Here is a 23,682-nt window from a genome sequence, read left to right as displayed (position 1 = left end):
CTCACGCGGCCTTCATGAAGGGAGCCAGGAACCCGATGTCCAGGCCCGCCGCGCGGGCGAGTCCGGCCCAGGTCCGCAGCGTCCGCAGCATGTCCCGCTGCCCCTCGGCGACGAGTCGGTCCGGCAGCTCTCCGGGGAACGCCTCCAGCAGCCGCTCCCACAGCGCCAGCACGTCGTCGACCCCGCACTCCGCGCCGCCGAACTCCTCGTGCAGCCCGAACACCTCGGCGAGCTGGGCGCCCGTGGCGTCGACGACCTCCCGCGTCCCGTACTCCAGGGCCACCGCCAGACAGTGCGCGTCGTCCACGGGGGCACGCCCGGCCAGCCGCTGGTCGATGTCGAGAAGCTGCTCCAGGAAACGCAGCTTGGCGGCCTGCTGCATCTGCGGCTGCTCCGCGCCGCCTTCGAGGTCCTCGGCGTAGGCGCGGCCCTCGGCGAGCATCAGCCACGCGGCCTGCACCCAGGCCTCCACGGCCCGGGGGCCCGCCATGGCGTGCCCGGCCCGCACCGAGGGAAAGGGCACCAGCGTCTCGGCCAGGGGCAGCCCCGGCCCTTCGGTCGTCATGGTCCGCTCCTTGTCGCGGTCGCTGTACGTGGTCAACGGCCCGCCTCCTGGCGGGTGTAGCCGATCCGGAGCCGGGCGGCGTCCGCGCGCAGGGCGCGCAGCAGGGAGCCCGCCGCCGCGGCGTCCAGGGAGAGCAGCCCCTCCAGGCCGGTGGCCTCGGTGGTGAACGGGAGGTCCGTGCCGGCGCCGGCGCCCGGGAGGACGACACCACTCCCGCCACGGCTCAGCAGCAGCCCGGCGCCGGGCAGGTACGGGTGGACGTCCCCCGTGACCTCGACCCGGACGGAGAGGTCGTCGCCGACACCGGTGGCCCGCACCGCGGCCCGTACGAGGTCGGCGTACGACGCGGCCAGGGGCTCCGCGGCGGCTTCGGGCCGCAGGGCCTGGTGGACGCCCTTGCGGAGCCGCTCCACGTCGGCGGCGAGCGCCTGGAGCCGTTCGGTGCGCCAGCCGCCGTCGGCGACCTGCCGGGCCCAGCGCAGCAGATACCACTTGCGGGTCGTGTACACGTCCCCGTGGTACGAGAGCAGGGCGTCCATCACGTGCAGCAGCGCGTTGAGCGCGTAGCCGACGCGGCCGCGCGTCTCCCCGGCGGCCTCGGCCAGCGCGGTGTGGACGACCTGCTCGACGGCGGTCTGCAGCGAGGCGCGGCTCCACACCGTGCTGAGCGCGGGGAGCGCCTCCAGGTAGGGGGCGGTCCCGTCGAGCGCCATGCCGTTGACGATGCGTTCCGTCTGCTTGCGGCGGGGCTCGCGGACCTTGTCCCAGGCCCGGAACCCGGCGACGGTCTCCTCGGGGGGCGCGGCCGCCAGCCGCTCCAGCTCCTCCAGATTGGCGGCCAGTTCGGCCCGGCTGAAGGAGACCACCTCCAGGTGGTGGCCCTCCTCGAAGATCTTGATGGAGATGCGGGGGCCTTCGAGTTCCTCCTCCTGGATGCGGATGAAGTCGAAGTCGCTGGTGTGGTTGGCCAGTCCGTGCACGGGCGAGCTCGTCAGCAGCAGCCGGCCGTCGCCGGTCCGCTCCCGCATGACGCGGGTGAGCCACTCGGGGGACAGGCCGCGGGCGGCGAGGAAGGCGGTGACGTGGGCGTGGCGCCGGGCGGCCAGCTCTTCGGGGGACAGGGCGTGGGGAAAGCCGGACGGCATGCCATCCTCTTTCGTCGTTCGGTGCGGTCAGGGGGTGTGGAGCGGGGTCGTGGGCGAGTGGTCCAGGCCCAGGTGGCGCAGGACGAGCGCGGCCGGTTCGGTGTTGTCGACGACGCCGCCCCGCACGCCGGGCGCGATGCCGGGCCCGACGGCGGCGTGGACGGCGTGGAGGCGGCTGTCGCCGGTGTTCACGACGTGGGCGCCGGTCTTCGGCGTGGGCCGCACCACCGGGCCGCCGTCGCCCGCCAGGGCCGCCGTGGGCTGGTAGTCGTCGACGAGGGCGACGTGGACCGGCGCGGTGGCGGTGTCCATGTCCGGTACGGGGCCGTCCGGTTCGAGGAAGGCGGCGACCACGGGGAGGCCGGTGGCGTCGTCGGTGAGGCCGCGCAGGGCGGCCACGGCCCGCTCCATGGCGCGGCGCGCCCGCGGCGGGTCGCCGGCGTGGGCGCCGCCCGGCCAGAGGGCGCCGTTGTTCGCCGGGTGGTAGAAGACCTGCGAGCGCTCGGGGTCGAGCGCCCCGTCGGCGGTGCGCCGGGCCAGGCCGCACCGCACGAGGGCGTCGTTGAGGTGGACCAGGTGGGTGCTGCCGACCATGCCGTGGTCCGCGCCGAGTACGACGGTGTCCTCGGGTCCTGCCCGGTCAAGGACGCGCCCGAGTACGGTGTCGGACCACTGGTAGCAGCGGCGTACGTGCGCCCAGACCGCCTGCTCGACGTCGGGGCGGTGGGCCCCGCTGCGGGGGTCGCACCAGCCGAGCAGCTCGTGCCCGACATCGTCCGTCATCGGCAGGTACACGATCACCAGATCCGCGTCGTGGGTGTCCAGGACGGCGTCGGCGGCGGCCGTGAAGCCGCGGGCCACGCACTCCACCGAGGTGAGGAAGACCTCCTCGGCCGTGCCGTCGCCGCCGTCGGCGAGCCGCGGCCCGAAGACGCCCTGCCGGTACAGGGGACCGACTCCCTCGCCCGCGAAGGGCGGGCACCGCGTGAGCCGCTCCACCGTCGCCGGGTCCGATCCGCCGATCCGGGTGCGCCACACGCCGGTGTGCACCAGCAGGAGCCGGCCGTCCACGCGGACGCAGCCGACCCAGGTGCCGTGGCCGCCGCCCAGGTCGAGGGGCCGCCACTCCTCGCCCGCCGACTGCCGTACGCGGGCGCGGCCGCTGTCCAGCCGTACCGCGTCCGGCTCCTGCCGTGTGACCTCGACGGCGTACCCGCCGATGTCCCAGACCCGTGTCCCGGGCCCGGCGGGCACCTCGTAGACGGCGTGGCGGACGATCCGCCGGCTGTACGCCTCCACTGCGGCATCGGCGTACCCGCCCGGCAGGTCGTCGGCGCCGAACACCCACGGCACATGGACGAAGGCGCCGCGCAGACCGCGTTCGCCCAGCCTCTCCCACACGGTGGGCACGGCCGGGAACCGGGCGTCGAAGCCGCTGACGTGGTCGGCGCTGCCGGGCCCGCCGTACGGCACGGTGAACCCGGTGACGCCGTGGCGCGCGGGCGGGGCGCCGGTGAACAGCGTCGCCAGGGACGGCGGTGTCTGGCAGTTGGGGCGCGGCGGGCGGGCCGCCGCCAGGGTGCCGGACGTGCGCATCCGGGTCACGGCGGGCAGCGCGCCCTCCCGCTCCAGGCGGTCGACGACCCAGTGGGCGCCGGCGTCCCACACCACCCAGTACACCGTCATCCGCGTATCCACTTCTCCAGCAGGCCCGGCAGCCCGGCCACGGAGCCGATCTCGGCCGACGCCCCGCCGGTCAGCCCCTCGGCCCGCTGGTCCCGGTACTTGCCGGTGCGCACCTGCACGGTCCGCATCCCCGCCGCGCGGCCGCCGGCCACGTCCGTCGTGGCGTCGTCGCCGACCACCACGCACGCGCCGGCGGGCACCCCGAGGGAGCGGGCGGCGAGCGCGAAGTAGTCGGGGGACGGCTTGCCGAGGACACGCGCGGTGGCGCCCGACGCGTACTCGACCGCCGCCACCACCGCCCCGGTGTCCAGGTGGTCCCCGTCCGCACGCTTGAAGTAGCGGCCGGCCTGGAGGGCCAGCAGCTCGGCCCCGTCGCGTACGGCGCGGAAGGCGCCGTCGAGGGCGGCGTAGTCCAGCGTGTCCCGGCAGTCGCCGATCAGGACGTGCGTGTACGGGGGTTCCTCGGCCAGGGTCGGCAGGGCCGCGCGCAGCTCGCGGGAGACCAGGGCCCGGGTACGCGCCCCGCACGCGGTCAGCAGCTGCGCCGCCGCAACGACCGGCGTGAACAGCTCCTCCGGGGCGACATCGAGACCGTAGCCCGCCAGGTCGGCGCGGACGCGGTCGGGGGTCTTGGAGTCCGTGTTGGTGAGGAACCGCAGGCCCAGGCCCATGGCGCGCAGCGCGGCGACCGCCTCCACGGCGCCGTCGAGCACGGTCTCCTTGGCGTACAGGGTGCCTTCGAGGTCGAGGAGGACCGCGCGGGTCTCGTCGCCGGCCATCAGCGGACCTCGCCCAGCAGCTCGGGGCGGGCGGCCACGGCGTCCTTCAGGAAGGTCCGCTTGGAGTAGTAGCCGCGCTCGTCGTTCAGCCCGTGCCCACGCAGGAACGCCTCCAGCCAGTCGGCGATCTCCTCCATCTCGGCCAGCACATCGGACTCGTCCGGCTCGACGGCGACCCTGCTGCGCAGATACTCCAGCTCGCACTGGTTGAGGGTCACGTCGCGCGCCTCCGTGAGGCTGCAGTGGTCGAAGAAGACGCCGTACACGTGGCCGGTGCGCACGGACTCGAAGTTGATGTCGTAGCGCACGCGCCGGAAGGACGGCATGCGGACGGCCTCGACGCGCAGCTCGTCGCGGACGTACCGCTCCAGGCTGCCGTCGTCGGCGAGTTCGAGCCCGTACGTGTGGGACTCGCGCCGGTCGAAGCCGTCCTCCAGGTACCACTTCCGCTTCAGCAGGTACTTGCCGTCGGTCGTGGGGATGAAGGAGGCGTAGCCGCGCTCGGCGTCGGTGGGGCCGGTCACCTCGAAGAGGTGGTTGAGGTAGTCCCACGCCTGGTACTCGTCGCGGTACTCCATGACGTAGCCGGGCAGTTCACCGGCGAGCACGCTGTGGTGGAGCTCCACGGTGAGCGTCCAGGAGTCGACCGGCGGGGTCAGCGTGTACTTGTACTCCAGCTCCTTGCCCGCGAAGCACTTGCGGTAGTAGCGCTGGTGGTTGTTGAGGAAGAGCTGCTGCTCGGCGTGGCGGCGGACCGCGTCGGGCAGCCAGTCGAGCCGCTCCACAGCGGCCGTGTCGAACGCGTCGGGCGTGATCCGGATGAAGCAGGCGTCCTCCGCGAGGAACCGGATCTGGCTGTGGGCGTGTGCCCTGTCCCCGTCGGCGGTCACGTAGAAGAGCGGGACGAGCGGGCCCGGCCGGGCGCCGTCGGTGGCCCCGCGGGCCGCGTGGACCGCGCGGAGCACCGCCTCGCCGGGGAGCATGCCGGGGAACAGGTCGCCGCCCCGTGCCGTGAGCGCGGTGCCGTGGCGCGTGCCGTCGGCGGTGAGCGGGGTCAGCGCCACGGAGCCGAGGTCGTCCCAGCGCAGCACGACCGTGTTGCTGGGGAAGGGGCTCTCCACGGGAGCGTTCAGCTCCACGAGGACCACCGGGTCGGATCCGGCCAGGGGCGCCGTCCCGTTGAGCAGGTGCAGGCCGCCCAGGACCAGCCAGGCACGCCTCTTGCGGGTGGTGCTCACGTTCACTCTCCCTTGTGGCCGGTCGTGGCCACCGTGCCGTCGCTGATCACTGCCTCCGTGCCGGTGACGCCCTCGGCGGCGACCGCGGGGACCCCCGCCTCGCGCAGGAGGATCGCCAGGTGGCCCAGCACCGACCCCTGGTCGAAGACGAAGCCGGCCACGTCGTCGATGAGGACCGACAGCACGGCGTACGGCCGCGACACGCTGATCACCGGCTTCTCGGGGCAGGCCCTGACCTGCGCGAGGATCCGCGCCAGCCCCTCGTGCTCACTGACGTCCTGCGACTTGTCGATGCTGACGGCGGGGCCGATGGACAGCCGCCGCAGCAGGGCGTCGTCGTCCAGCCTCAGCAGCGGGCCGCGCGCGGTGCCGGGCGAGATGCAGACCTCGCCTCGGGCGACCGTCACGGCGTCGTCGCCGCCGAGCACGGAGAAGTCGACGAAGTGGAGGGCGCCCCGGTCGAAGACCCACTCCAGGGTCACCGGGCCGTACCGGTCGTGCATGGCCGCCGTGAACCGGGCGATCTCGGCGAGGTGCGGGCGCAGCGGGCCGCCGGAGGGCGGGACGGTCACGTTGCCGGTGTCGTCGTGGTCGGCGGCCACGTCCCGTACGACGATCGTCTCGGCGCCCGCCGTGCCCCGGTTCAGGGCCATCAGGCCCTCGTCGGTGTACTCCACGACGAGCCCCGTGTCGCCGGCCCTGCGGGAGATGACGCCGAGGTCGCCGCGGATGAAGTCGCGGACGACGACACACGTGGGCGCGGTGTCGTCCTTCCGTACGCCGGTGGTGAGGGCGAGGCGGCCCAGCACCTCCTCCTTGGGCACGACGATCTGCCGGAGGGTGTCCCCGAAGTCGAGGACGCACTCGTCGGACCCGCCGGCCAGCGCCTCCCGCAGCGCCGTGGCGGCCGCGTCGTCGTGCAGACCGAGCCCGTTGAAGCGGACGACCCAGCCGGCGCCGACGGACACCCCGCACGCGTGCGCCAGGCGGTGGGCGGGGCCGCGCTTGGCGGTGTAGCCGCCGTACACGGCGGCGACCGCGCCCAGTTCGACGTCGGCGGGCAGGTCGTCGAAGTACAGCCGGTACGCCTCGGCCAGCGGTCCGGCCGGGGCGGTCGCGGTGCGCCGTGCGGCGGTGAGGGGGCGGACCTGGACGAGGTGCACGCCCTGGGCGTCGGCGGCCCACTCGACGTCGACGTCGTGCCCCCGGTCGGCGCGCAGCCGCCGGACGAGCCCGACCACGGCGTTCAGCACCGCGCGCTCCGCCGCGGCACCTGCCCCGGCGAGCGGACCGGTGTCCGCCCCGGCCTCCAGCGCGGCGGAGTCGGCGCGGCGCGGTACGGCCGCCCCGGCGACCAGTTCGTCGGCGAGGCCCTCGACGTACTCGATCGTCACCCGGTCGTCGTCGGCGCCGTCGAGGCCCGTGAAGGCGACGCCCGCGAGCGTGGGCCGTACGAGGCGCTGCACGATCACCGCGAGGCGCGGCTCGGGCGCGTAGTTGCCGGCCCGGACACGGGCGGCCACGGCGGGGGCCGCGTAGTAGGAACGCCAGCACCGCTCGACCGCGTCGATCACGGCGTCGGCCCCGCGCACGCCGAGGACGGACTCGTGGATACCCGCCATGCTGGAGGACTCGGTGTCCTCGTCGATGCCGGAGGACCGTACGGCCAGCTCCACGTCGTCGCCGAACACCTCGTGCAGCCGTGCCCGGAGGAGCCCCCGCGCCTCGTCCGGGAGCCGGATCGCGGCGCCGGTCTTCTCGATCCGGCCGACGGAGTCGGTGAAGAACGCGCCGACGGTGGCCTTGAGGTCGGCGAAGGCGTCCGTGAGCGTGGCGCGTTGCTCGTCCGTGAGCGCGTCGGTGAACTCCCCCGCGGGCACGCAGAACGCCTTCGGCACCGCGAAGTCGTGCGAGGCCGCCGACAGATGGGCGAACTTGGGGCCGACTTCGTTCGGCTCGATGGAGGCGCCGAGCCCGGGGAAGCGCTGGCGCGCGAACTGCTTGTCGAAGTCGACGTGGATGTCGCTGGAACGGGGCCCCACGGAGCCCTGGTACTTGCCGTCGTACAGCATGATGTCGCCCTGGGGGCGCCACCACATCATCTGGCCGATGTTGATGCCCGGGTACACGCGTACCCGGTTCATCGAGTACAGCTGAAGCGTCCACTGGCCGGTGTAGCCGATGTCGCCCAGGCTGGCCGAGAGGTTGATGAAGAGGCCGAGGCGGGCGACGGACGAGCGGGCGGCGAACGTGGGCGCGTAGTGCTCGCTGCCCAGCACCTCGATGGTGTGGGCGAGGTACAGGCGCCCGGGCTCCAGCACATACCCGTCTTCCGGGATCTCGACTTCCTCGAACTCGTTGGTGCGCCGGGCGTCGAGCGGCATGCTCTTGTAGACGCGCAGCGTTCGGCCGAGACGGAAGTTGTAGCTGTTGGGGTTGACCTGTTCCGGTGTGAAGGGCTCGATGGTGATACGGCCGTTCGCGCGTTCCCGCGCGATCTCGGACCCGGTGAGAATCATGGTGTGCCTCTTCGCTCGTCCCCGCGCGGGTGCGGCCCGGGGTGGGACGCCGCATGCGCTCTGCCCTGCGTTTCGCTGATGGATGTTCACCCAGCCGCCACGGAAGCGCCCTTGCATCGAAGCGGTCCTGCTGCATCAGCATGCCGGTTGTCGTATAGAAAACGCTCGCCCACCATGGATCATGAAGCTGCCGTGGCAGCATGCTGCCGACCCTGCAAAGCGGGGCAAATCTGAATTTATAGGGGGAACGGTATGCCTGACTGGGACAGGGCAACCGCTCAACGGGTGTATGAATACGCGATGGTGCACGAGGCGGAGCAGCCGGACCGCACCCTGACGACCACCGTGATCAGCCGGGGGACCGACCTGCCCCCTGCCGAGATCGACGCCGCGGTCGACCGGCTGCTCGACGTGGGCCTGATACGCCGGCTCCCGAACGGCGGACTCGTCACGGCGGCCCCGGACGAGACGCTGCCGGGCGCACTGGGCCCGCTGGAGCGGGAGATCAGCGAGCGCAGAGCCCTCATGGCGGAGACCAGGGAGTTCATCCTGTCCTTCCTCCCCGCCTATGAGCGGATCCATGGGCCCGAGGCGTCACAGCCCCGGTTCACAGTCGTCCGGGGGCTCTCCGAGGCACGGGCGGTCATCGCCGGCCTCACCGCGCGGGCCCGGGAGGAGATCCTCACCGCCCAGCCCGGGGGGCCGCGCGACGGCGCCGCTCTCGAAGAGGCGATGTCCCGCGATCCGGACGCGCTCCGGCGCGGCGTGCGGATGCGGATCCTCTGCCAGCACACGGCCCGGTCCAGCCTCGGCGCCAGCGCCTACATCGACCGGGTCACCGCACTGGGCGCGCGGGTGCGCACCATCGACGACCACTTCACCCGTGTCCTCGTCTTCGACCGCGAGACGGCGGTACTCGCCGTCCCGGGAGACCCGCGCGCCGCGGCGGTCGTGCGCGAGGCCAACGTCGTCTCCTTCATCAGGGAGACGTACGAACGGCTGTGGCTCTCGGCGGAGCCGCTCTCCGCCCGCGGGGACCACCGCGAGGAGGTCGTCAGCGACATACGCCAGGCCATCACGCGGCTCCTCACCGAAGGCCTGACGGACGCCTCCATCGCCATGCGCCTCGGCATGTCCGTACGGACCTGTCGCCGCCACATCGCCGACATCATGGCCGGACTCGACGCGCAGAGCCGCTTTCAAGCGGGGTATCTGCTGGCGCGGGCCCGGCAGGGCTGAGCGCCGGCGCGGTCTCCTCGCGCGCCGCGTCGGGCGCCGCCTCGGGGTTCGCGCGGTACGCCCGGGCCACCCACGCACCGCCCAGGGCGAACAGCACCATGGTGCCGGTGAGGCTCCAGAAGCCCGCACCCAGCGAGACCGTCGCGAACCGCCCGATCACCGGCATCAGCACGGCCGTGCCCAGCCCGATGGCGAGGAGCCGGAGCGAGGCCATCTTCGCCTTGTCGCCCTCGCCGGCGCGTTGCTGAAGGGACGTCAGCAGCCATGTCAGGCTGTTGAGGTTGGCGAACCCCGCCAGGAAGAAGGCCAGGAAGTGCACGGCGGTCGCGTCGGACGCCGCCAGCAGCGTGGCGGCCCCCGCCTGGCACAGCAGCCACAGCGGCAGCAGCCGCTGGGTCACGAGCCGGCTGGTGAAGAAGGAGGCGCTGATCATGCCGACGGCGAAGGTGGCCTCCAGCGCGGCGATGTACCAGCCCTGCCTGTCGTACCGGCTGTCGACCAGCGGCACGACCAGGGTGCTGAGGGCATGCGCGAAGACGAAGTCCGCGGCGCACAGCAGGATCATCAGGAAGACGACCCGGTCCGTCCCGTAGCGGCCCAGCATGCGCCGCCACTCGCCGACCGTGCCCACCACGGCCGTACCGAGCATGCGGGCCGACAGCGGCGGATTGTGCTCGTTCGCGGTGAGCCTGACCCGGGAGACGACCAGGGCGCAGGCGAGCGACATCGCGACGTCCACGAGCAGCGCGTGTTCGGCGTCGCCCCACGTCAGGATCAGCCCCAGCAGCGCCATCCCGGTGAGCGCCCCGGCCTGGAACGCCACGCCGATCATGCTGTTGAAGCGGGCGATGTGCGTCTGGTCCACGTGGTGGGCCGTGAGTTTGAACAGCGCCGACCGCTCCACGTTGTCGAACACCGCGAGGAGCACGGCCACGCCCACCATGTACGGGACGGCGCCCCCGCCCGGCACCGCCGCGAGCGCCACGACGAGCAGGACGGTGACCGCGCGGCCCAGTCCGCACGCGACGTACACGCGCTGGGAGTCGACCGCGTCCACCAGCGGCCCGCACAGCGGCAGCACGCAGAACGCGGCGAGTCCCTGCAGGGTGAGGACCAGGGCGAAGGCGCCCGGGCTGCCCGTCCGGTCGTAGAGGAGCTGGCCCATCGCCAGGGTGTGGATGCCGACACCGACGCTGGAGACGGAGATGGCCCCCAGCATCGTCCGGGCCACGGGATCGCGCCGCAGCATCAGCGGGACACCTCCAGCCTGCGGTCGACGACCGTCTTCACCTTGCCGCTGACCTCGTTGCGCGGCAGGCCGCCCTCCGCGTGGCACTCCACACGCAGCTCGTACACGTCCAGCGAGGAGTCGAAGTCCTGGAGGTCGCCCAGGACGGGGAACTCCTTCACGAGCAGCTCCCGCACGTCGGCGGGGTCCAGCGGGCGCGGCGACTCGGTGCGCACGACCAGGACCTCCTTGCTGCCCTCGCTGAACACCTCGATCTGGAGCCGCGACACGTCCACGCCCTCCAGCACGGCGAGCACGTCGCCGTACAGCACCGTCTCCCCCTTGAAGCGGATCAGCCCGTCGGAGCGGCCCAGATACTCCAGGACCCGCCCGGACACACCGCACACGCACGCATGGTCGAAGAGCCGCCCCATGTCGCCGATCCGGTAGCGCACCAGCGGCGCCTCGAACTTCTGCAGCGTCGTGACCAGGACCTCGCCGACGGTGCCGTCCGGCAGGGGGGTGCCGTCCTCGTCGACCACCTCCAGGAGGTTGTAGTCGTCGTTGACGTGGTGCAGGGTCCCGCCGAGCGCGCCGCACTGGTAGCCGATCTGGGCGCCGTCGTTCGCGGCGAGGATGCTCGACACCACCCGGGCGCCCAGCTCCTGGCGCAGCCACGTCCGGTCGCCCTCCGTCATGGGGGTGCCGCCGTAGATCACCTTCTCGATCCTCAGCTCCGGGCAGCGCTCCTTCGCGTCGCGCAGCAGCGGCAGGATCAGGGCCGGCATGCCGAGGATCGCGTTGGCGCCGAAGCGGCCGGTGAGCATCAGCAGGTCGTCCACGGTCGCGAACTGGCCGGTCGAGTACGCCTCCACCGGCATCCGCGACAACTCGCTGAACGTCGTCGTGAGACCCCCGTACATACCGCCGCCGAACAGGGTGTTGATCAGCCGGTCGCCCGGCTCCAGACCCAGTTCGTACAGCACGGGGACGGCCTCGCGGACCATGTTGTCCCAGTCGCCGCGCGCGTACACGATGAACCGCGGGTCACCGCTGGTCGCCCCCGAGCGCAGCACCTCCCCCGTGGCCGGGCCGCCGCTGCTCAGTCCCCGTCCGGCGGGCAGCGAGTGGGCCTCCAGGGCGGCCTTCTCCAGGACGGGCAGGCCGGCGAGCCCGGACACGCCGGCGACGTCCGGGAGGTCCGCGTAGTACGGGGCGCGCCGGGCGCGGGCGACGAGGAACCGCAGCCGGGCCGCCATCCGGCCGTCGCGCTCGGCGACGTCGGCGCTGCGTGCCACGGCCAGCGAGGTGCCGGGCAGATGGCGGCGGCGCAGCAGCCGGTGCACCCAGGGTGCCTGGCAGTCGAGGGCGAGAGCGGCGTCCAGGGGCAGGGCGGGGACGTCCGCCTCGACACCGGGCACCGCCGTCCCCGGCGCCACCACCCGCCCCCCGGGCAGCGGGACTCCGGCGCCGCGCAGGGCGTCCATGACGAGGGCCCACAGCCGGGGGCGCGGCGAGCGGATGACGACGTCGTCGCCGAGCGCCCAGGCGAGCAGCAGCCCCCGCAGCGCGGCCTCGGCACGGCCGTCCATGCCCTCCGTGTCGTCGTCGGTGCCGTCGTCCAGGACGACGGTGCCCACGGGCAGGGTTTCCAGCACGTCGTTGCTGTCGGTCAGTGGCTGCCAGGGGTACTGGGCGACTCCGTCGAGGAGCCGGTCCAGGCCCAGCCAGAGCTGCTCCCCGTCGAAGCGGCGCAGCGGCTCCGTGACGCCCGCCTCGCGCAGCGCGGCGGCCAGCTCCGGGAGCGCGCCCCGGGTGAGGGACCGCTCGACGTGTTCGACGGCGAGCAGCAGATCGGTCGGGTAATGCCTCATGGGCGTGTGTCCTCGTCAATCCTCGTGGTCGGTGTACTGGCCGGGCGGACCGGCGGTGAAGGCGCGCAGGACCTCCTCCGAGCGGCGGTGCACCAGCCGGGCGTGGCCGCCGCCGTCCGGCCGCCGCACGTGGAAGGCGGCGGCGTGCCGCCGGAGCACGTACGGGGCGGGCGCGGCCGCGTGGAAGGCGGCGGGGTCCCGGGCGGCCAGGGCGGCCCACTCGCGCTGCCCCTCGCCCAGGCCCGTGCGCGCCAGCTCCAGCAGGTCGGCGTCGCACAGGCCGCGCCGCAGCGACGTGAGCCTGATGCCGTCGGCACTGGTCGAGAGCGTCGCGCAGGAGGGCCCGTCGCCGCCGCCTCGCTCGCGCAGGGCGGCCAGCACGGTCTCCACGGCCCAGTCCTGCTCGGCGCCCCGGCGGGGCAGCAGCAGCGCGGTCGGCAGGGCGCAGGGCGAGACGGTGTCCGTCGACGACGTCGGCGGGGCGTCCGTGTGGTCGCGGACCCGCCAGATGGCGCAGACCCGGTGGGAGGTCCCGAGAGTCACGGTGCTGATGTGCAGGCCCGTGCGGATGGCAGCCATGCTCGTCGCCTCGGGGCGCTAGCCGCGCGTTTCCAGACGCACGACGGCCTTTCCGGTGTTCTCGCCGCGCAGCATGCCGAGAAACGCGTCGACCGCCCGGTCGAAGCCGTCCGTCACGCTGAGCCGGTCCACCGCCCGGCCCGCCCGCAGGTGCGGCACCAGGAAGTCCTCCAGCTCCTGCTGGGCGCCCCGGTGGTTGGCGACGAGGAAGCCCTCCAGGCGGATGCTCTTCTCCACCAGGTCGAACAGGTTCCGGGGCGCGGCGGGCGGGGTGGGCGAGTTGTACTGGGCGATGGCCCCGCACCAGGCGATACGGCCGAACTCCCGCATCGAGCCGATCGCCGCCTCCAGGTGGTCCCCGCCGACGTTGTCGACGTACACGTCGACACCCTCGGGCGCGGCCTGCCGGAGCTGCTCGGCGAGGGGCACCGGGGCGCTGCGGTCGAGTGCGGCGTCGAAGCCGAGCTCCTCGGTGAGCCGGCGGGCCTTGGCCGGGGACCCGGCGCTGCCGATGACCCGCCCGGCGCCCAGGAGAGGGGCGAGCTGCCCCACCGCCGTGCCCACGCCGCCCGCCGCGGCCGACACGAACACCGTCTCGCCCGCGCGCAGTCCGGCGATGCGGGTGAGGGCCACGTACGCGGTCAGTCCGGTGCCGCCGAGCAGGCCGAGGAACGACTCGGGCGCGATGCCCTCGTACGCCGGGAGCCTGCGCGCCTCGGCGGCGGTCAGCACGGTGTGGGTGCGCCAGCCGTCCCGGTGGAACACCAGGGAGCCGACGGGGAGTTCGTCGCTGCGGGACTGGACGACCCGCCCGATGGAGCGGCCCTCCAGCGGGGCGTTGAGGTCCCAGTCGCCGTCCATGCACTCCCGCATGTACGGGTCGACGGACAGCCACAGGTTCTCCACCAGGGCGCTGCCGGGTCCGAGCGGCGGCAGGGCCAGCTCCACCTCGGCGAAGTCGTCCGGCACGGGCATGCCCTGGGGACGCCGGACCTGCTGCACGGCCCGAGTGGTGTGTACGGTGCGGGCGCTCACGCGGCCTTCGCCTCCCTGGTCGTCCGGCCGTCGGCGGCCGTGTCCTCGCCGGCGCCGATCACGACGGCGTCGGCGCACTCTTTCAGGAACCGCCGGAGTTCCGACGCGTCGGGGTGGGACGCCTCGACGAACACCGGCACCTCCCACTCCTGGTAGGTGATGTGCCGCGGAGCCGCCTGGCCGGGGGCCAGGACGTGGATCCGGTCGACACAGGGGTGGTCGCGCAGCGCGTCCGGGACGGCGACGGCGCCGACGGGGCCCTCGGGAAGGTGGTGGCCGGGGAAGGCCAGCCAGCCGTGGTGACGGCCGCTGGGCGGCTGCGGTGCGGGCCGGTCGAGTCCGAGCCGGACGGCGATCTCGTGGCTGGGCAGGTGCACGCCGGTGTGGAGCTCGTGCAGCGGCACGACGGCGGCGCCTCCGACACGGTTGGCCACCTCCAGGAAGACCAGCTCGCCGTCGGGCGTCTCGAAGAACTCCAGGTGCAGCGAGCCCTCTTCGATGCCGAGCACCGTGACGACCCGCTCGGCGAACGCCCTCTGTTCGGGGGTGTGCGGCTCCTGGTGGGAGCCGAGCGGCTTGCCATCGGCGTACTCGACGGGCTTGTTGACGTACCGGCTGACCGCCAGGTCCACCAGGGCCCCGCCCTGCACGAGCCCGTCGGCGTGCAGGATGTCGCCGTCGATGTGCTCCTCCAGCTGGAACGTCCCCGGGTCGGACAGCCTCCAGTACGCGCTCAGCGCGTCCCGGGCGGTCTCGTGGACCGTGACGTCCTCGCTGGAGGCGCCCTGCCGCGGCTTCAGGACGGTACGGCCGGTCCACGGCAGCGGCCGGCAGCGGGACGGCTCGCGGACGAACCGCGGATGGCGCAGCCCGGAGCCCGCCAGGGCCTCCTTCATCCGTACCTTGTCCCGGACCAGTTCGACCTGTTCGGGTGAGGGTCCGTCCACGCCGAGGTGGCGGCGTACGGCGCAGGCCTCGGCGATCCCGAACTCGGAGAGGGCGAGCACCTTCTCGTACCCGTCGGCGGGCGAGGTGCGGGCGCAGACCCCGGCGACCAGGTCCTCGTCGGCGGCCAGGGTGAGGCGCTCGCAGCGCAGGCCCTCGGGCAGGTCGGCCATCCGGTGGGGGTGCCCGATGTAGGTCACCTCGTGCCGCTCGTGGTCGATCGCACGGTGGTAGTCGATCTTCCGGTACGGCACCTGGTGAATGACGAGGATCTTCATCCCTGATACTCCAAGGTGGTGATGCCCCAGCTGAAGCCCATGGCGCTGGTGGCGAGCATGATGAGGTCGCCGGGGCGCAGCCGGCCGGCGCGTTCGAGGTCGCCGAGCGCGATGAGCGTGTCGGCGCCGCCCATGTGGGCGAGGCGGTCGTAGTTGAACACGCTGCGCTCGGCCGGGATTTCCAGGGTGTCCAGCAGCCGGGTGTGCATGTCCCGGTCGCCGTGGTTGATCAGGAAGTGCGCGATGTCCGCCCGCTTCCTCCCCAGCGCGGTGAGCGTCTCGTCCACCAGGGCGGTGAAGTGCCGTACGTACGCGTCGGCGAGGCCGCTGCGGTGGGCGGCGCGCCGGATGACGACGCGTCCTCCGGTCAGCTCGCCGGCGTAGTAGTCGGCCCAGCTGCCGTCGGTGCGCATGGCGGAGTGGAGGAGGCGGAAACGGCCCGCACCGCCCTCCAGCAGTACCGCCGCAGCCGCATCACCGAAGTTGAACAGCGCTTTGGCATCCGGGTCTCCGTAGTCGACCATCCGGCTGAGCCGGTCCCCGATCAGGACCAGCGCGTACTCGCCCTCGCCGAGCGCGCCCGGCGGGGACAGCAGGCGCAGCGCCGTCATTCCGGCGTTGCAGAAGTTCGTGACCTCGAAGCAGTGGGCGCGGGCGGCGCCCAGCTCGTGGGCGATCTTCGCGGCGGGCGACCAGAAGGGCCGGTCCCACTCGCCGGACCCGGCGTAGACGACCTGCCGGAGGTCGGCGGCCGCCACGCCGGTCCGGGTGAGGACCGCCCGTGCGGCGTCCCGTGCCAGCTCCCACGCCGGCTCGTCGTCGGCGAGTACGGGGAAGCTCTCGCAGTGGGTGATCCGGGCGATGTCCGCGAGGGCCACACCCGAGGCGGCGTGCATGGCCCGGATGTCGGCCCTCGCGGACGGGAAGCACACGTCGTAGTCGACTATGCCGCCCACTGCCCGTCCTGCCCGGCTTCCTCGATGCTCACGCGGTGCACGGTGCGCTCCACGCCGGGCTCGATCGCGGTGGCGGCGTGGTAGGTCGTCGCGGTCTTCCAGATGAGCAGGTCGTTCTTGGTCCACCGGTGGGTGTAGACGTGCTCGGGGTCCTGGATGAGCCGGTCGATGACCGCGAAGAACTCCTCGTTCTCGTTGGCGTCGAAGCCGAGCACGCACTGCATGTACTCGGGCGCGCCGTACAGGTAGGGGCGGCCGGTGTGCGGGTCGTGCCGGACCAGCGGGTGCTCGGTCGGCGGGTACTCCTGCTCGACCAGCGCCCGGAACTCGGCGATGGAAAGACCGACATGGTCCTGGGAGATGCGCTGGCGCTTGCCGACGGTGTGCAGGGCGGTACGGCCGGCGATCTTGTCCTTCCACTCCTGGGGCAGCCGCTCGTAGACGTCGACGGCGCTGGCGTAGAGGGTGTGGCCACTGGTGCTCGGTACGTCGACGCCGTGGAGCATCGTGTACGGCGCCGGGTCCTTCATGTAGGAGGAGTCCTGGTGCCAGAAGTTGCCGACGCGGGCGACGCCGACGGGGCGGTTGGCGCGCATCGCGTTCGAGGAGATCATGATCTCCGGGTGGTCGGGGTGCCGGTATTTGGCCATGAGGAACGGCACGGGGCGCCCGACCCGGGACGCGAGCTCGATCTGCTGCTCCGGGGTGAGGCCGAGCCCGCGGACGACGGCCAGCTCACGGCTCCGGACCATGTCCAGAAGCTGGTCGAACACCTCGGGACGGCACAGGTCCTCGTAGGTCACTCCGGTCATCTCGGAGCCGATGAAGGGGGTGATGTCCTTGATCTGCATGGAGTTCATCCTTGGCACGGGTGGATAGGGGCGGTCGTCAGGCGTCGTCGAGGCAGATCCGCAGGGCGCGGACGAAGCCGTCGATCTGCTCCTGGGTACGGAAGGGTGCGACCGTCACCCGGAACCGCTCGCCGCCCTTGGCGACGGACGGGTAGTTGATGGGCTGGACGTAGATGTCGAAATCGTTCAGCAGCCGGCGCGAGACGGCCTTCACCCGCTCGCCGCCCGGCACGAGCACGGGCACGAGGTGACTCTCGGCGTCGATGAAGTCGATCCCGGCGCGGTGCAGCGCGGTCCGCATGCGGACGGCGTTCTCCTTCAGCGCGCCGCGCAGTGCGGCGCCCTGCCCGCCCTGGAGGACGTCGAGGCTGGCGCGGGTGGCGTCGAGGCTGGAGCGCGGGATGGTGGTGGTGAAGATGAAACCGGGCGCGTGCGACCGCACGTAGTCGAGCGCGGCGTCGGGGCCGGCCACGTAGCCGCCGGTCGTGCCGACCGCCTTGCCGAAGACACCCTGAACAAACGTGGGCCGGTATTCGCCGATTTCCTCGCACACCCCGGCACCGGTGGGGCCGTTCACGCCAATGGCATGCGTTTCGTCCAAGTAGGTCATCGCGTTGTGGCGTTCGGCCAGATCGCAGATCCGGCTGATCGGGGCGATGTCTCCGTCCATGGAGTAGACGGATTCGAAGACAATCAGCTTGGGCTGATCCCGGTCGTACTGGGAAAGCAGTTCCTCCAGCGCGTCCACGTCACTGTGCGGGAAGACATGGCGGCGATTCTTGGAGGACCGGATCCCTTCGATCAGGGAACGGTGGTTCAACGAATCGGAGAACACCACCATGTCGGGCACGGCCGCGAGAAGGGTGGTGAGCGTCTCGAAGTTCGCGACGTATCCGCTCGTGAAGACCAGGGCGCGCGGGCGGCGGTGCCAGGTGGCGAGCCGGGCCTCCAGCTCGACATGGGCTTCACTGGTCCCCGCGATGTTGCGGGAGCCACCGTTCCCCGTGCCATGCCGCCGGGTCGAGGCTATCTGCGCCTCCATGACCTGCGGGTTCTGACTCATCCCCAGGTAGTCGTTGGTACACCACACCTGAATGCGCCGCCCCTGGTGCATGGCGTATCCCGGCTCCGCCGCCAGATACGAGCACGGGGTGAACTCCCGGTACAGACCTGAGGACTTCAGGTCGTCGAGTTTGCCCTGGAGTCCGTCGAAGACGGTGGGTGGTCCTACGGAAATCGATTGGGCGGACATGGGTCTCCTGTCACTGGGAACTTTGTGTGCGGCAACCGGGCGTCGGCGGGATCAGTCCCACTCGGAGTCGCCCTGCCCGGTGGCGGCTGCGAAACGCTCCGTCTGGGGTGCGGGACCCGACTGCGCCGAGACTCCGAGGACCACCAGGACGGCTGCGGCGAGCGCGCCGAATACCGAGCGATGAATCCGAGTCCTCAACATGACTTTCCCCCTATTCACTTCGGACCGATCCCCCTCGGCCCGTGACCAGAATCATGCGCTGTCGCGGTCGCCTGGAACAGGGAAAACAAGCAGCATGATCGTGCAAGCGCCAGAACCAGAAGGTTGGATAGATGTGCACTAACCAGGACATAGAGGCGGATACACCCCTGCCCGAGCTCTGCGAGGAGGCGTTGACCTTCTACGGGGAAGCCCTGAAGGGACACCCTCCGGCCCGGGAATGTCCTGAATGTCTTCTCTCCCTGGGGTTCGTGCGCCAAGGGAGTGACGACCAGATCGTGCCGATCCCGCCGGCGCTCGTCGCCAACACCCTGCTGACCCCGATGGAAGAGACCATCGAGCACACACAACGCGCCCTCGTCTCGGCCCGCACCACGGTCCACCAGGTCGAGGAGGTCTACCGCGCCGTCGCCAGCGACTCCGGTGTCCGCGTCATCCGGGGCACGGATCTCATCCGCGCCACGCTCGCCTCCGTGGTGGGGTCCTGCCAGGAGGAACTGCTGACGGCCCAGCCGGGCGGCGGCCGGTCACCGGAGATCCTGTCCCGCGCCCTCCCTCGCGAACTGTCCCTGCTCGAAGGCGGCATCCGCCAGCGCACCATCTACCAGCACACCGTGCGCAGCCACGGCCCGACGCTCGCCTACATGGAGCGGGTGTCGGCGGCCGGCGCCGAGGTGCGCACGCTCGACGAGGTGTTCGACCGGCTCATCGTCTGCGACCGGAAGATCGCCTTCGTGCCCGACCCGGCGGAGGAGCGCCGCGACTGCGCGCTGGCCATCGAGCACCCCGGGCTCATCCGCTACCTCATCGGGATCTTCGACCACGCCTGGGAGCGCGCCGTCCCCGTCGACTACGCCCCCAGCGCGCACCGCCCGTCCCTGCTCGCCAACGAGACCCGCCGGGCGATCCTCCAGCTCATGGTCAACGGCTACACCGACGAGACGATCGCCGGGCGCCTGGGCATGAGCACCCGCACCGTCGCCACGCACATCCGCAAGGCCTCGGAGATGCTCGGCAGCCGCAGCCGCGCCCAGCTCGCCTACCTGATCGCCAAAGCGGCCCTCCTCGACGACGAGACCGCCCCGCCGGCCACGGCGACCACTCACGAGTGACAGGCGCCTCCGCGTCGTCCGGTCACCGGGCCAGGCTCGTCTCGTCGCCCATCACCACGACCGGGTGCTTGGACGGGTCCAGCCACAGCAGCAGTTCGCGCATGTGGGGGCGTTGGAGGGAGACGCAGCCCTGGGTGGGGCCGTCGTGGTCGACGTGGATCCAGATGCCGCCGCCCCGGTGTTCGCCCAGGGGGCGGGTCCAGTCGAGGGGGGTCGTGCCGGGGCGGCGGTTGTAGTTGATGGCGACGACGTAGTCGAAGGAGCCCTCCAGCGGTTCGCCCAGGGAGCCGGTGCCGCGTGCGGTGAAGGCGGGGCCCTGGTCGTACGGGAGTCTCGTGCCGGGGTCCGGGAGGAGGCCGCCCGCGTCGGTCAGGCCGAAGACGCCGATGGGGGAGCGCAGGTCGTTCTGGACGTGGTGGTGGGTCCAGCCTTTCACCGCGTTGTGCGAGGGCCACGCGGCGGAGGCGCGCCTCCAGCCGGTCCTGGGGTGGCGTTCGTACAGGGTGGCCCAGGACAGGTTCCCGTCGACGTTCTCGCCCCGGACGACCACCGCCTGACGGCTCTCCTGCGGAATCGCGGCGCGCGTCGCGGGGCCGAGCCCGGGGATCTCGGCCGGGGCCACCGGGAGCGGCGGTGAGGCGCGGGGGCCGGGCTTCGGCGCCTTGCCCGCGCGGTCGTCCCGGGCATGGGCGGCCGCCTTGTCCACCGGGTCCGCACGTACGTCTCCGGGGCCGGCGCACGCGGTCAGCGACAGGAGCGGGAGCAGCAGGAGGGGCAGGAGGGACAGGGGCAGCGCGGCCGCGACGAGTCGGCGCGGGCGTCGGATGACGGGCATGCGTCAGGGCCTTTCGTCTCGGTGCTTCACACCCTGTCAACGCGATGAACGGGGTTCCGGTCGCCACGCAGAACAGGACAGAGAGAACAAGCCAAAGAGGCCCCGGGACCTCTCCGGTCCCGGGGCCTCTCCCTCAGCGAGCGCGCCTACTCCTCAGCGGCGTGTGCCTACTTGTCCGCCACCGGCTTCCGCAGCGCGATGTTCAGCTCCCGCAGCCGCGACTCGTCCAGCTCGGTCGGGGCGCCCATCATCAGGTCCTGCGCGTTGCCGTTGAGCGGGAACGCGATGGTCTCGCGGATGTTCGGCTCGTCGGCGAGGAGCATGACGATGCGGTCGACGCCCGGCGCGATGCCGCCGTGCGGCGGGGCGCCGAAGCGGAACGCGCGCAGCATGCCGGCGAACTCGGCCTCGACGGTCTCGCGGTCGTAGCCGGCGATCTCGAACGCCTTGATCATGATGTCGGGCTCGTGGTTCCGGATGGCGCCGGAGGACAGCTCGACGCCGTTGCAGACGATGTCGTACTGCCAGGCCAGGATGTCGAGCGGGTCCTTCTCCTCCAGGTCCTTCATGCCGCCCTGCGGCATGGAGAACGGGTTGTGGGAGAAGTCGATCTTGCCGGTGTCCTCGTCCTTCTCGTACATCGGGAAGTCCACGATCCAGCAGAAGCGGAACACGTCCTCCTCGAAGTGGCCGGCGCGCCGCGCGGCCTCGACGCGCACCGCGCTCATGATCTTCGAGACCTCGTCGAAGTCGCCGGCGCCGAAGAACACCGCGTGACCGGGCTTGAGGCCGAGGCGGTCGACGAGCGTCTTGACGTTCTCCTCGGTGAGGAACTTGGCGATCGGGCCGCTGAAGGCCATGTCCTCGCCGACGCGGATCCAGGCCAGGCCCTTCGCGCCCTGCTCGACCGCGAAGTCGCCCATCGAGTCGAAGAACTTACGGGGCTGACCGGCGACGTCCGGCACCGGAAGGGCGCGCACGTGCTTGCCGGCGAACGCCTTGAACTCGGACCCCTCGAACACGTCCGTGATGTCGACGAGCTCCAGCCGGGCCCGCAGGTCCGGCTTGTCGGAGCCGTACTTCAGCATCGCCTCGCGGAACGGGATCCGCGGGAACGGCGAGGTGACGTGGCGGCCGCCGCCGAACTCCTCGAACAGCTCGGTCATGAGCTGCTCGATGGGCTGGAAGATGTCCTCCTGCTCGACGAAGCTCATCTCGACGTCGAGCTGGTAGAACTCGCCCGGCGAGCGGTCCGCGCGCGCGTCCTCGTCGCGGAAGCAGGGCGCGATCTGGAAGTACCGGTCGAAGCCGGAGACCATCAGGAGCTGCTTGAACTGCTGCGGCGCCTGCGGCAGCGCGTAGAACTTGCCCGGGTTGAGGCGGGACGGCACGACGAAGTCGCGGGCGCCCTCGGGGGAGGTCGCGGTGAGGATGGGCGTCGCCATCTCGTTGAAGCCGAGGGCCACCATCTTGTGCCGGATCGCGGAGATCACGGCCGTGCGCAGCATGATGTTGCGGTGCATGCGCTCGCGGCGCAGGTCGAGGAAGCGGTACTCCAGGCGCCGCTCCTCGTTGACGCCGTCGTCCGTGTTGATCGTGAACGGCAGCGGGCCGGCCGCGCCGAGCACCTCGACCTCGGAGACCTCGACCTCGATCTCGCCGGTCGGCAGGTCCGCGTTGACGTTCTCGGCGCCGCGCGAGACGACCTTGCCGTCGACGCGGACCACGGATTCCTTGTTCTGCTTGTCGAGGGCCTCGTACGCGGCGGTGCCGGGCCGGGCGACGAGCTGCGTGATGCCGTAGTGGTCGCGCAGATCGATGAAGAGGATGCCGCCCAGGTCGCGCCGATTGTGCAGCCAGCCGCTCAGCCGGACGTCGGTGCCGACGTCAGAAGCGCGGAGCTCGCCGCAGGTGTGGGACCTGTACCGATGCATCGTCGTTCATCCAGCCTTCGCTGATCGGGGGCGTGTTTCACGTGAAACAACCCCAGGGTACCGGGCAGCCGGAGATCGGTTTTCGGTATCGCGCGGCCCCCACTGAGCCGCAGGTCACAGCATTCACCCTCACCCGCACAGTGGCGTCTGATCGGTCCATCTTCTTAAAGTGGGGCAATGCGCACCGAGGACGTCCTGGCCGCGATACTCACCGGCCTGTGGCGTTGGGACAACGCGACCGGGATCGTCTCGCTGGACGCCGAGGCGGCCCGGCTGCTGGGCCTGCCCGCCGAGCCCGTGGAGCTGACGGAGCGCGCCGCGCGCTCCCGCTTCCACCCCGTCGACTGGAACGAGATCGACGGGGTCGTGAACCTGGCGGTCGCCGAGGGCACCCTGGCCGAGGCCCGGCTGCGGGTGATGGACGACAGCGGCCGGGTGCTGCGAACCGTACGGACCCGCTGCAGGCCGACCGTCGACGGTGACGCCTTCCGGCTGGTCGGGACGCTCCAGGAGGTCGCCGAGCAGGAGCCGGCCGCGGCGGCGCGGACGCCGGTGACGGGCGACTGGCGGCGGTCGCGCGAGGCGTTCCTGCTGGACGCGGGGCGGGCGCTGGCGGAGGCGCGGTCGACGGCCGAGGTGCTGCGGGTCGCGGCGTCGCTGTCGATGCCCGGGTTCTCGCCGGACGGGCTCGCGGTGTTCGGGGTGTCGGGCGACCGGCTGACGATCATCGGGCACCACGGGCACAGCGTGGGCGACGAGGGCCCCTTCACGGAGATGCCGCTGGACACGGACTACCCGGCCGCCGAGGTGGTCCGTACGGGCCGGGCGATCTATCTGCCGACGCCGGAGGACTACCGGGAGCGCTACCCGGCGACGTGGCCGCTGGCGCAGCGCTTCGAGCGGGAGTCGTGGGCGTTCCTGCCGCTGATCGTCGCAGGCCGGACGATGGGCGCGTGGATGGCGGCGTTCAAGTACCGGGTCGGGTTCACGCCGGACGAGCGGTCGGTGCTGACGACGGTCGCGCGGATGCTGGCGCAGGCGCTGGCCAGGGCGGGCGTCGCGGAGTCGGAGCGGGAGCTGTCGCTGGGCCTCCAACGGGCGATGATGCCGGTGCTGGGGCCGGCGGTCCCGGGCATGGACGTGGCCGCGCGGTACGTGCCGACGGGCGGCGGGCTCCAGGTGGGCGGCGACTGGTACGACATGATCCAGCTCCCGGGCGGCCGGGTCGCGTTCGTCATCGGGGACGTGCAGGGGCACGACGTGCGGGCGGCCGGGCTGATGGGCCAGCTCCGGATCGCGCTGCGGGCGTACGCGGCGGAGGGGCACCGGCCGGACGCGGTGCTGTCGCGGGCGTCGCGGTTCCTGTACGGGATCACGGAGGGCGTCGACGGCACGGGCGGGGGCCGGGGCGCG

The 23,682-nt window shown here is 72.2% G+C and carries 19 protein-coding genes; 3 read left to right on the top strand and 16 right to left on the bottom strand.

All coding sequences use genetic code 11. The features are described 5' to 3' along the window. Position 1: 1 nt before the first annotated feature. The 6 genes from HTZ82_RS04025 to HTZ82_RS04005 are packed head-to-tail and all read right to left on the bottom strand — an operon-like array spanning position 2 to position 7,932. Positions 2 to 601, bottom strand: a complete 600-nt coding sequence (locus HTZ82_RS04025; protein ID WP_217623641.1) for a DUF6031 family protein — start codon at positions 599 to 601, stop codon at positions 2 to 4. Then, positions 598 to 1,710 carry a DUF6001 family protein gene (locus HTZ82_RS31700; protein WP_217623640.1) on the bottom strand — a complete coding sequence of 371 codons (1,113 nt, stop codon included), beginning with the start codon at positions 1,708 to 1,710 and terminating at the stop codon, positions 598 to 600. The genes HTZ82_RS04025 and HTZ82_RS31700 overlap by 4 nt, the downstream gene beginning before the upstream one ends. A 27-nt stretch (positions 1,711 to 1,737) precedes the next feature. After that, entirely contained in the window at positions 1,738 to 3,396 is a 1,659-nt protein-coding gene (locus HTZ82_RS31695; RefSeq protein ID WP_217623639.1) for an alkaline phosphatase family protein, read from the bottom strand. Continuing rightward, a complete protein-coding gene (locus HTZ82_RS04015; RefSeq protein ID WP_175407865.1) occupies positions 3,393 to 4,175 on the bottom strand; it encodes an HAD-IA family hydrolase in 783 nt (260 codons plus the stop codon). Before HTZ82_RS04015 ends, HTZ82_RS31695 begins: the two co-directional genes overlap by 4 nt. Continuing rightward, complete coding sequence (locus tag HTZ82_RS04010; RefSeq protein ID WP_309235293.1) at positions 4,175 to 5,413, bottom strand: hypothetical protein; 1,239 nt, start codon at positions 5,411 to 5,413, stop codon at positions 4,175 to 4,177. Before HTZ82_RS04010 ends, HTZ82_RS04015 begins: the two co-directional genes overlap by 1 nt. Positions 5,414 to 5,415: 2 nt before the next feature. After that, positions 5,416 to 7,932, bottom strand: a complete 2,517-nt coding sequence (locus tag HTZ82_RS04005) for a PEP/pyruvate-binding domain-containing protein (protein WP_175407863.1) — start codon at positions 7,930 to 7,932, stop codon at positions 5,416 to 5,418. Between the two features lie 300 nt (positions 7,933 to 8,232). Here HTZ82_RS04005 and HTZ82_RS04000 point away from each other — a divergent pair, with 300 nt between their 5' ends. After that, positions 8,233 to 9,171 (top strand): LuxR C-terminal-related transcriptional regulator, encoded by a 939-nt coding sequence (locus HTZ82_RS04000; protein ID WP_175407862.1) that lies wholly within the window; start codon positions 8,233 to 8,235, stop codon positions 9,169 to 9,171. Here HTZ82_RS04000 and HTZ82_RS03995 read toward each other — a convergent pair. Genes HTZ82_RS03995 through hemA form a run of 8 tightly spaced genes read right to left on the bottom strand, consistent with a single transcriptional unit; the run spans position 9,101 to position 18,169 of the window. Then, a complete protein-coding gene (locus tag HTZ82_RS03995) occupies positions 9,101 to 10,420 on the bottom strand; it encodes an MFS transporter (RefSeq protein ID WP_175407861.1) in 1,320 nt (439 codons plus the stop codon). The genes HTZ82_RS04000 and HTZ82_RS03995 overlap by 71 nt on opposite strands. After that, on the bottom strand, positions 10,420 to 12,273 hold the full coding sequence (locus HTZ82_RS03990; RefSeq protein ID WP_175407860.1) for a phenylacetate--CoA ligase family protein: 1,854 nt from the start codon (positions 12,271 to 12,273) through the stop codon (positions 10,420 to 10,422). The genes HTZ82_RS03995 and HTZ82_RS03990 overlap by 1 nt, the downstream gene beginning before the upstream one ends. A 15-nt stretch (positions 12,274 to 12,288) precedes the next feature. Beyond that, on the bottom strand, positions 12,289 to 12,852 hold the full coding sequence (locus HTZ82_RS03985) for a hypothetical protein (RefSeq protein ID WP_175407859.1): 564 nt from the start codon (positions 12,850 to 12,852) through the stop codon (positions 12,289 to 12,291). An 18-nt stretch (positions 12,853 to 12,870) separates the two neighbouring features. Then, complete coding sequence (locus HTZ82_RS03980; RefSeq protein WP_375540777.1) at positions 12,871 to 13,887, bottom strand: NADP-dependent oxidoreductase; 1,017 nt, start codon at positions 13,885 to 13,887, stop codon at positions 12,871 to 12,873. Next, positions 13,884 to 15,110, bottom strand: coding sequence for an acetyl-CoA carboxylase biotin carboxylase subunit family protein (locus tag HTZ82_RS03975; RefSeq protein ID WP_175407858.1), 1,227 nt, complete (start codon positions 15,108 to 15,110; stop codon positions 13,884 to 13,886). The genes HTZ82_RS03980 and HTZ82_RS03975 overlap by 4 nt, the downstream gene beginning before the upstream one ends. Then, positions 15,107 to 16,066: a 3-oxoacyl-[acyl-carrier-protein] synthase III C-terminal domain-containing protein gene (locus tag HTZ82_RS03970; RefSeq protein ID WP_175407857.1), complete on the bottom strand. Its 960-nt coding sequence runs from the start codon at positions 16,064 to 16,066 to the stop codon at positions 15,107 to 15,109. Before HTZ82_RS03970 ends, HTZ82_RS03975 begins: the two co-directional genes overlap by 4 nt. After that, entirely contained in the window at positions 16,054 to 16,917 is an 864-nt protein-coding gene (locus HTZ82_RS03965; RefSeq protein ID WP_175407856.1) for a TauD/TfdA family dioxygenase, read from the bottom strand. The genes HTZ82_RS03970 and HTZ82_RS03965 overlap by 13 nt, the downstream gene beginning before the upstream one ends. Positions 16,918 to 16,954: 37 nt before the next feature. Beyond that, positions 16,955 to 18,169, bottom strand: a complete 1,215-nt coding sequence (gene hemA / locus HTZ82_RS03960) for a 5-aminolevulinate synthase (protein WP_175407855.1) — start codon at positions 18,167 to 18,169, stop codon at positions 16,955 to 16,957. A gap of 470 nt (positions 18,170 to 18,639) precedes the next feature. Between hemA and HTZ82_RS03955 the strand changes: the two genes are divergently transcribed. Further along, on the top strand, positions 18,640 to 19,500 hold the full coding sequence (locus tag HTZ82_RS03955) for a LuxR C-terminal-related transcriptional regulator (RefSeq protein WP_309235292.1): 861 nt from the start codon (positions 18,640 to 18,642) through the stop codon (positions 19,498 to 19,500). A gap of 22 nt (positions 19,501 to 19,522) precedes the next feature. Here the strand turns inward: HTZ82_RS03955 and HTZ82_RS03950 are convergent, their stop codons facing one another. Both HTZ82_RS03950 and aspS read right to left on the bottom strand, forming a co-directional pair. After that, entirely contained in the window at positions 19,523 to 20,335 is an 813-nt protein-coding gene (locus HTZ82_RS03950) for a hypothetical protein (protein ID WP_175407853.1), read from the bottom strand. A 167-nt stretch (positions 20,336 to 20,502) separates the two neighbouring features. After that, complete coding sequence (aspS, locus tag HTZ82_RS03945) at positions 20,503 to 22,269, bottom strand: aspartate--tRNA ligase (RefSeq protein ID WP_175407852.1); 1,767 nt, start codon at positions 22,267 to 22,269, stop codon at positions 20,503 to 20,505. Positions 22,270 to 22,446: 177 nt separating this feature from the next. On the opposite strand from aspS, the gene HTZ82_RS03940 reads away from it, so the two are divergent. Then, positions 22,447 to 23,682 (top strand): SpoIIE family protein phosphatase (locus HTZ82_RS03940; RefSeq protein WP_175407851.1); only part of this gene is annotated, 1,236 nt, incomplete at its 3' end.

This window comes from Streptomyces sp. TRM64462 (assembly GCF_013362995.1).
In the GTDB taxonomy this organism is placed as follows: domain Bacteria; phylum Actinomycetota; class Actinomycetes; order Streptomycetales; family Streptomycetaceae; genus Streptomyces.
The sequence above is the reverse complement of the archived record's forward strand: the minus strand, read 5'-3'. Positions and strand labels throughout refer to the sequence as shown.

Bases quoted from the DNA above. Each gene is read 5' to 3' on its own strand.
- aspS (WP_175407852.1), bottom strand. From the start codon at position 22,269: ATGCATCGGTACAGGTCCCACACCTGCGGCGAGCTCCGCGCTTCTGAC.
- HTZ82_RS31695 (WP_217623639.1), bottom strand. From the start codon at position 3,396: ATGACGGTGTACTGGGTGGTGTGGGACGCCGGCGCCCACTGGGTCGTC.
- HTZ82_RS03950 (WP_175407853.1), bottom strand. From the start codon at position 20,335: ATGCCCGTCATCCGACGCCCGCGCCGACTCGTCGCGGCCGCGCTGCCC.
- HTZ82_RS04015 (WP_175407865.1), bottom strand. From the start codon at position 4,175: ATGGCCGGCGACGAGACCCGCGCGGTCCTCCTCGACCTCGAAGGCACC.
- HTZ82_RS03965 (WP_175407856.1), bottom strand. From the start codon at position 16,917: ATGCAGATCAAGGACATCACCCCCTTCATCGGCTCCGAGATGACCGGA.
- HTZ82_RS31700 (WP_217623640.1), bottom strand. From the start codon at position 1,710: ATGCCGTCCGGCTTTCCCCACGCCCTGTCCCCCGAAGAGCTGGCCGCC.
- HTZ82_RS03975 (WP_175407858.1), bottom strand. From the start codon at position 15,110: ATGAAGATCCTCGTCATTCACCAGGTGCCGTACCGGAAGATCGACTAC.
- HTZ82_RS03985 (WP_175407859.1), bottom strand. From the start codon at position 12,852: ATGGCTGCCATCCGCACGGGCCTGCACATCAGCACCGTGACTCTCGGG.
- HTZ82_RS03995 (WP_175407861.1), bottom strand. From the start codon at position 10,420: ATGCTGCGGCGCGATCCCGTGGCCCGGACGATGCTGGGGGCCATCTCC.
- HTZ82_RS04005 (WP_175407863.1), bottom strand. From the start codon at position 7,932: ATGATTCTCACCGGGTCCGAGATCGCGCGGGAACGCGCGAACGGCCGT.
- hemA (WP_175407855.1), bottom strand. From the start codon at position 18,169: ATGTCCGCCCAATCGATTTCCGTAGGACCACCCACCGTCTTCGACGGA.
- HTZ82_RS04000 (WP_175407862.1), top strand. From the start codon at position 8,233: ATGGTGCACGAGGCGGAGCAGCCGGACCGCACCCTGACGACCACCGTG.
- HTZ82_RS03990 (WP_175407860.1), bottom strand. From the start codon at position 12,273: ATGAGGCATTACCCGACCGATCTGCTGCTCGCCGTCGAACACGTCGAG.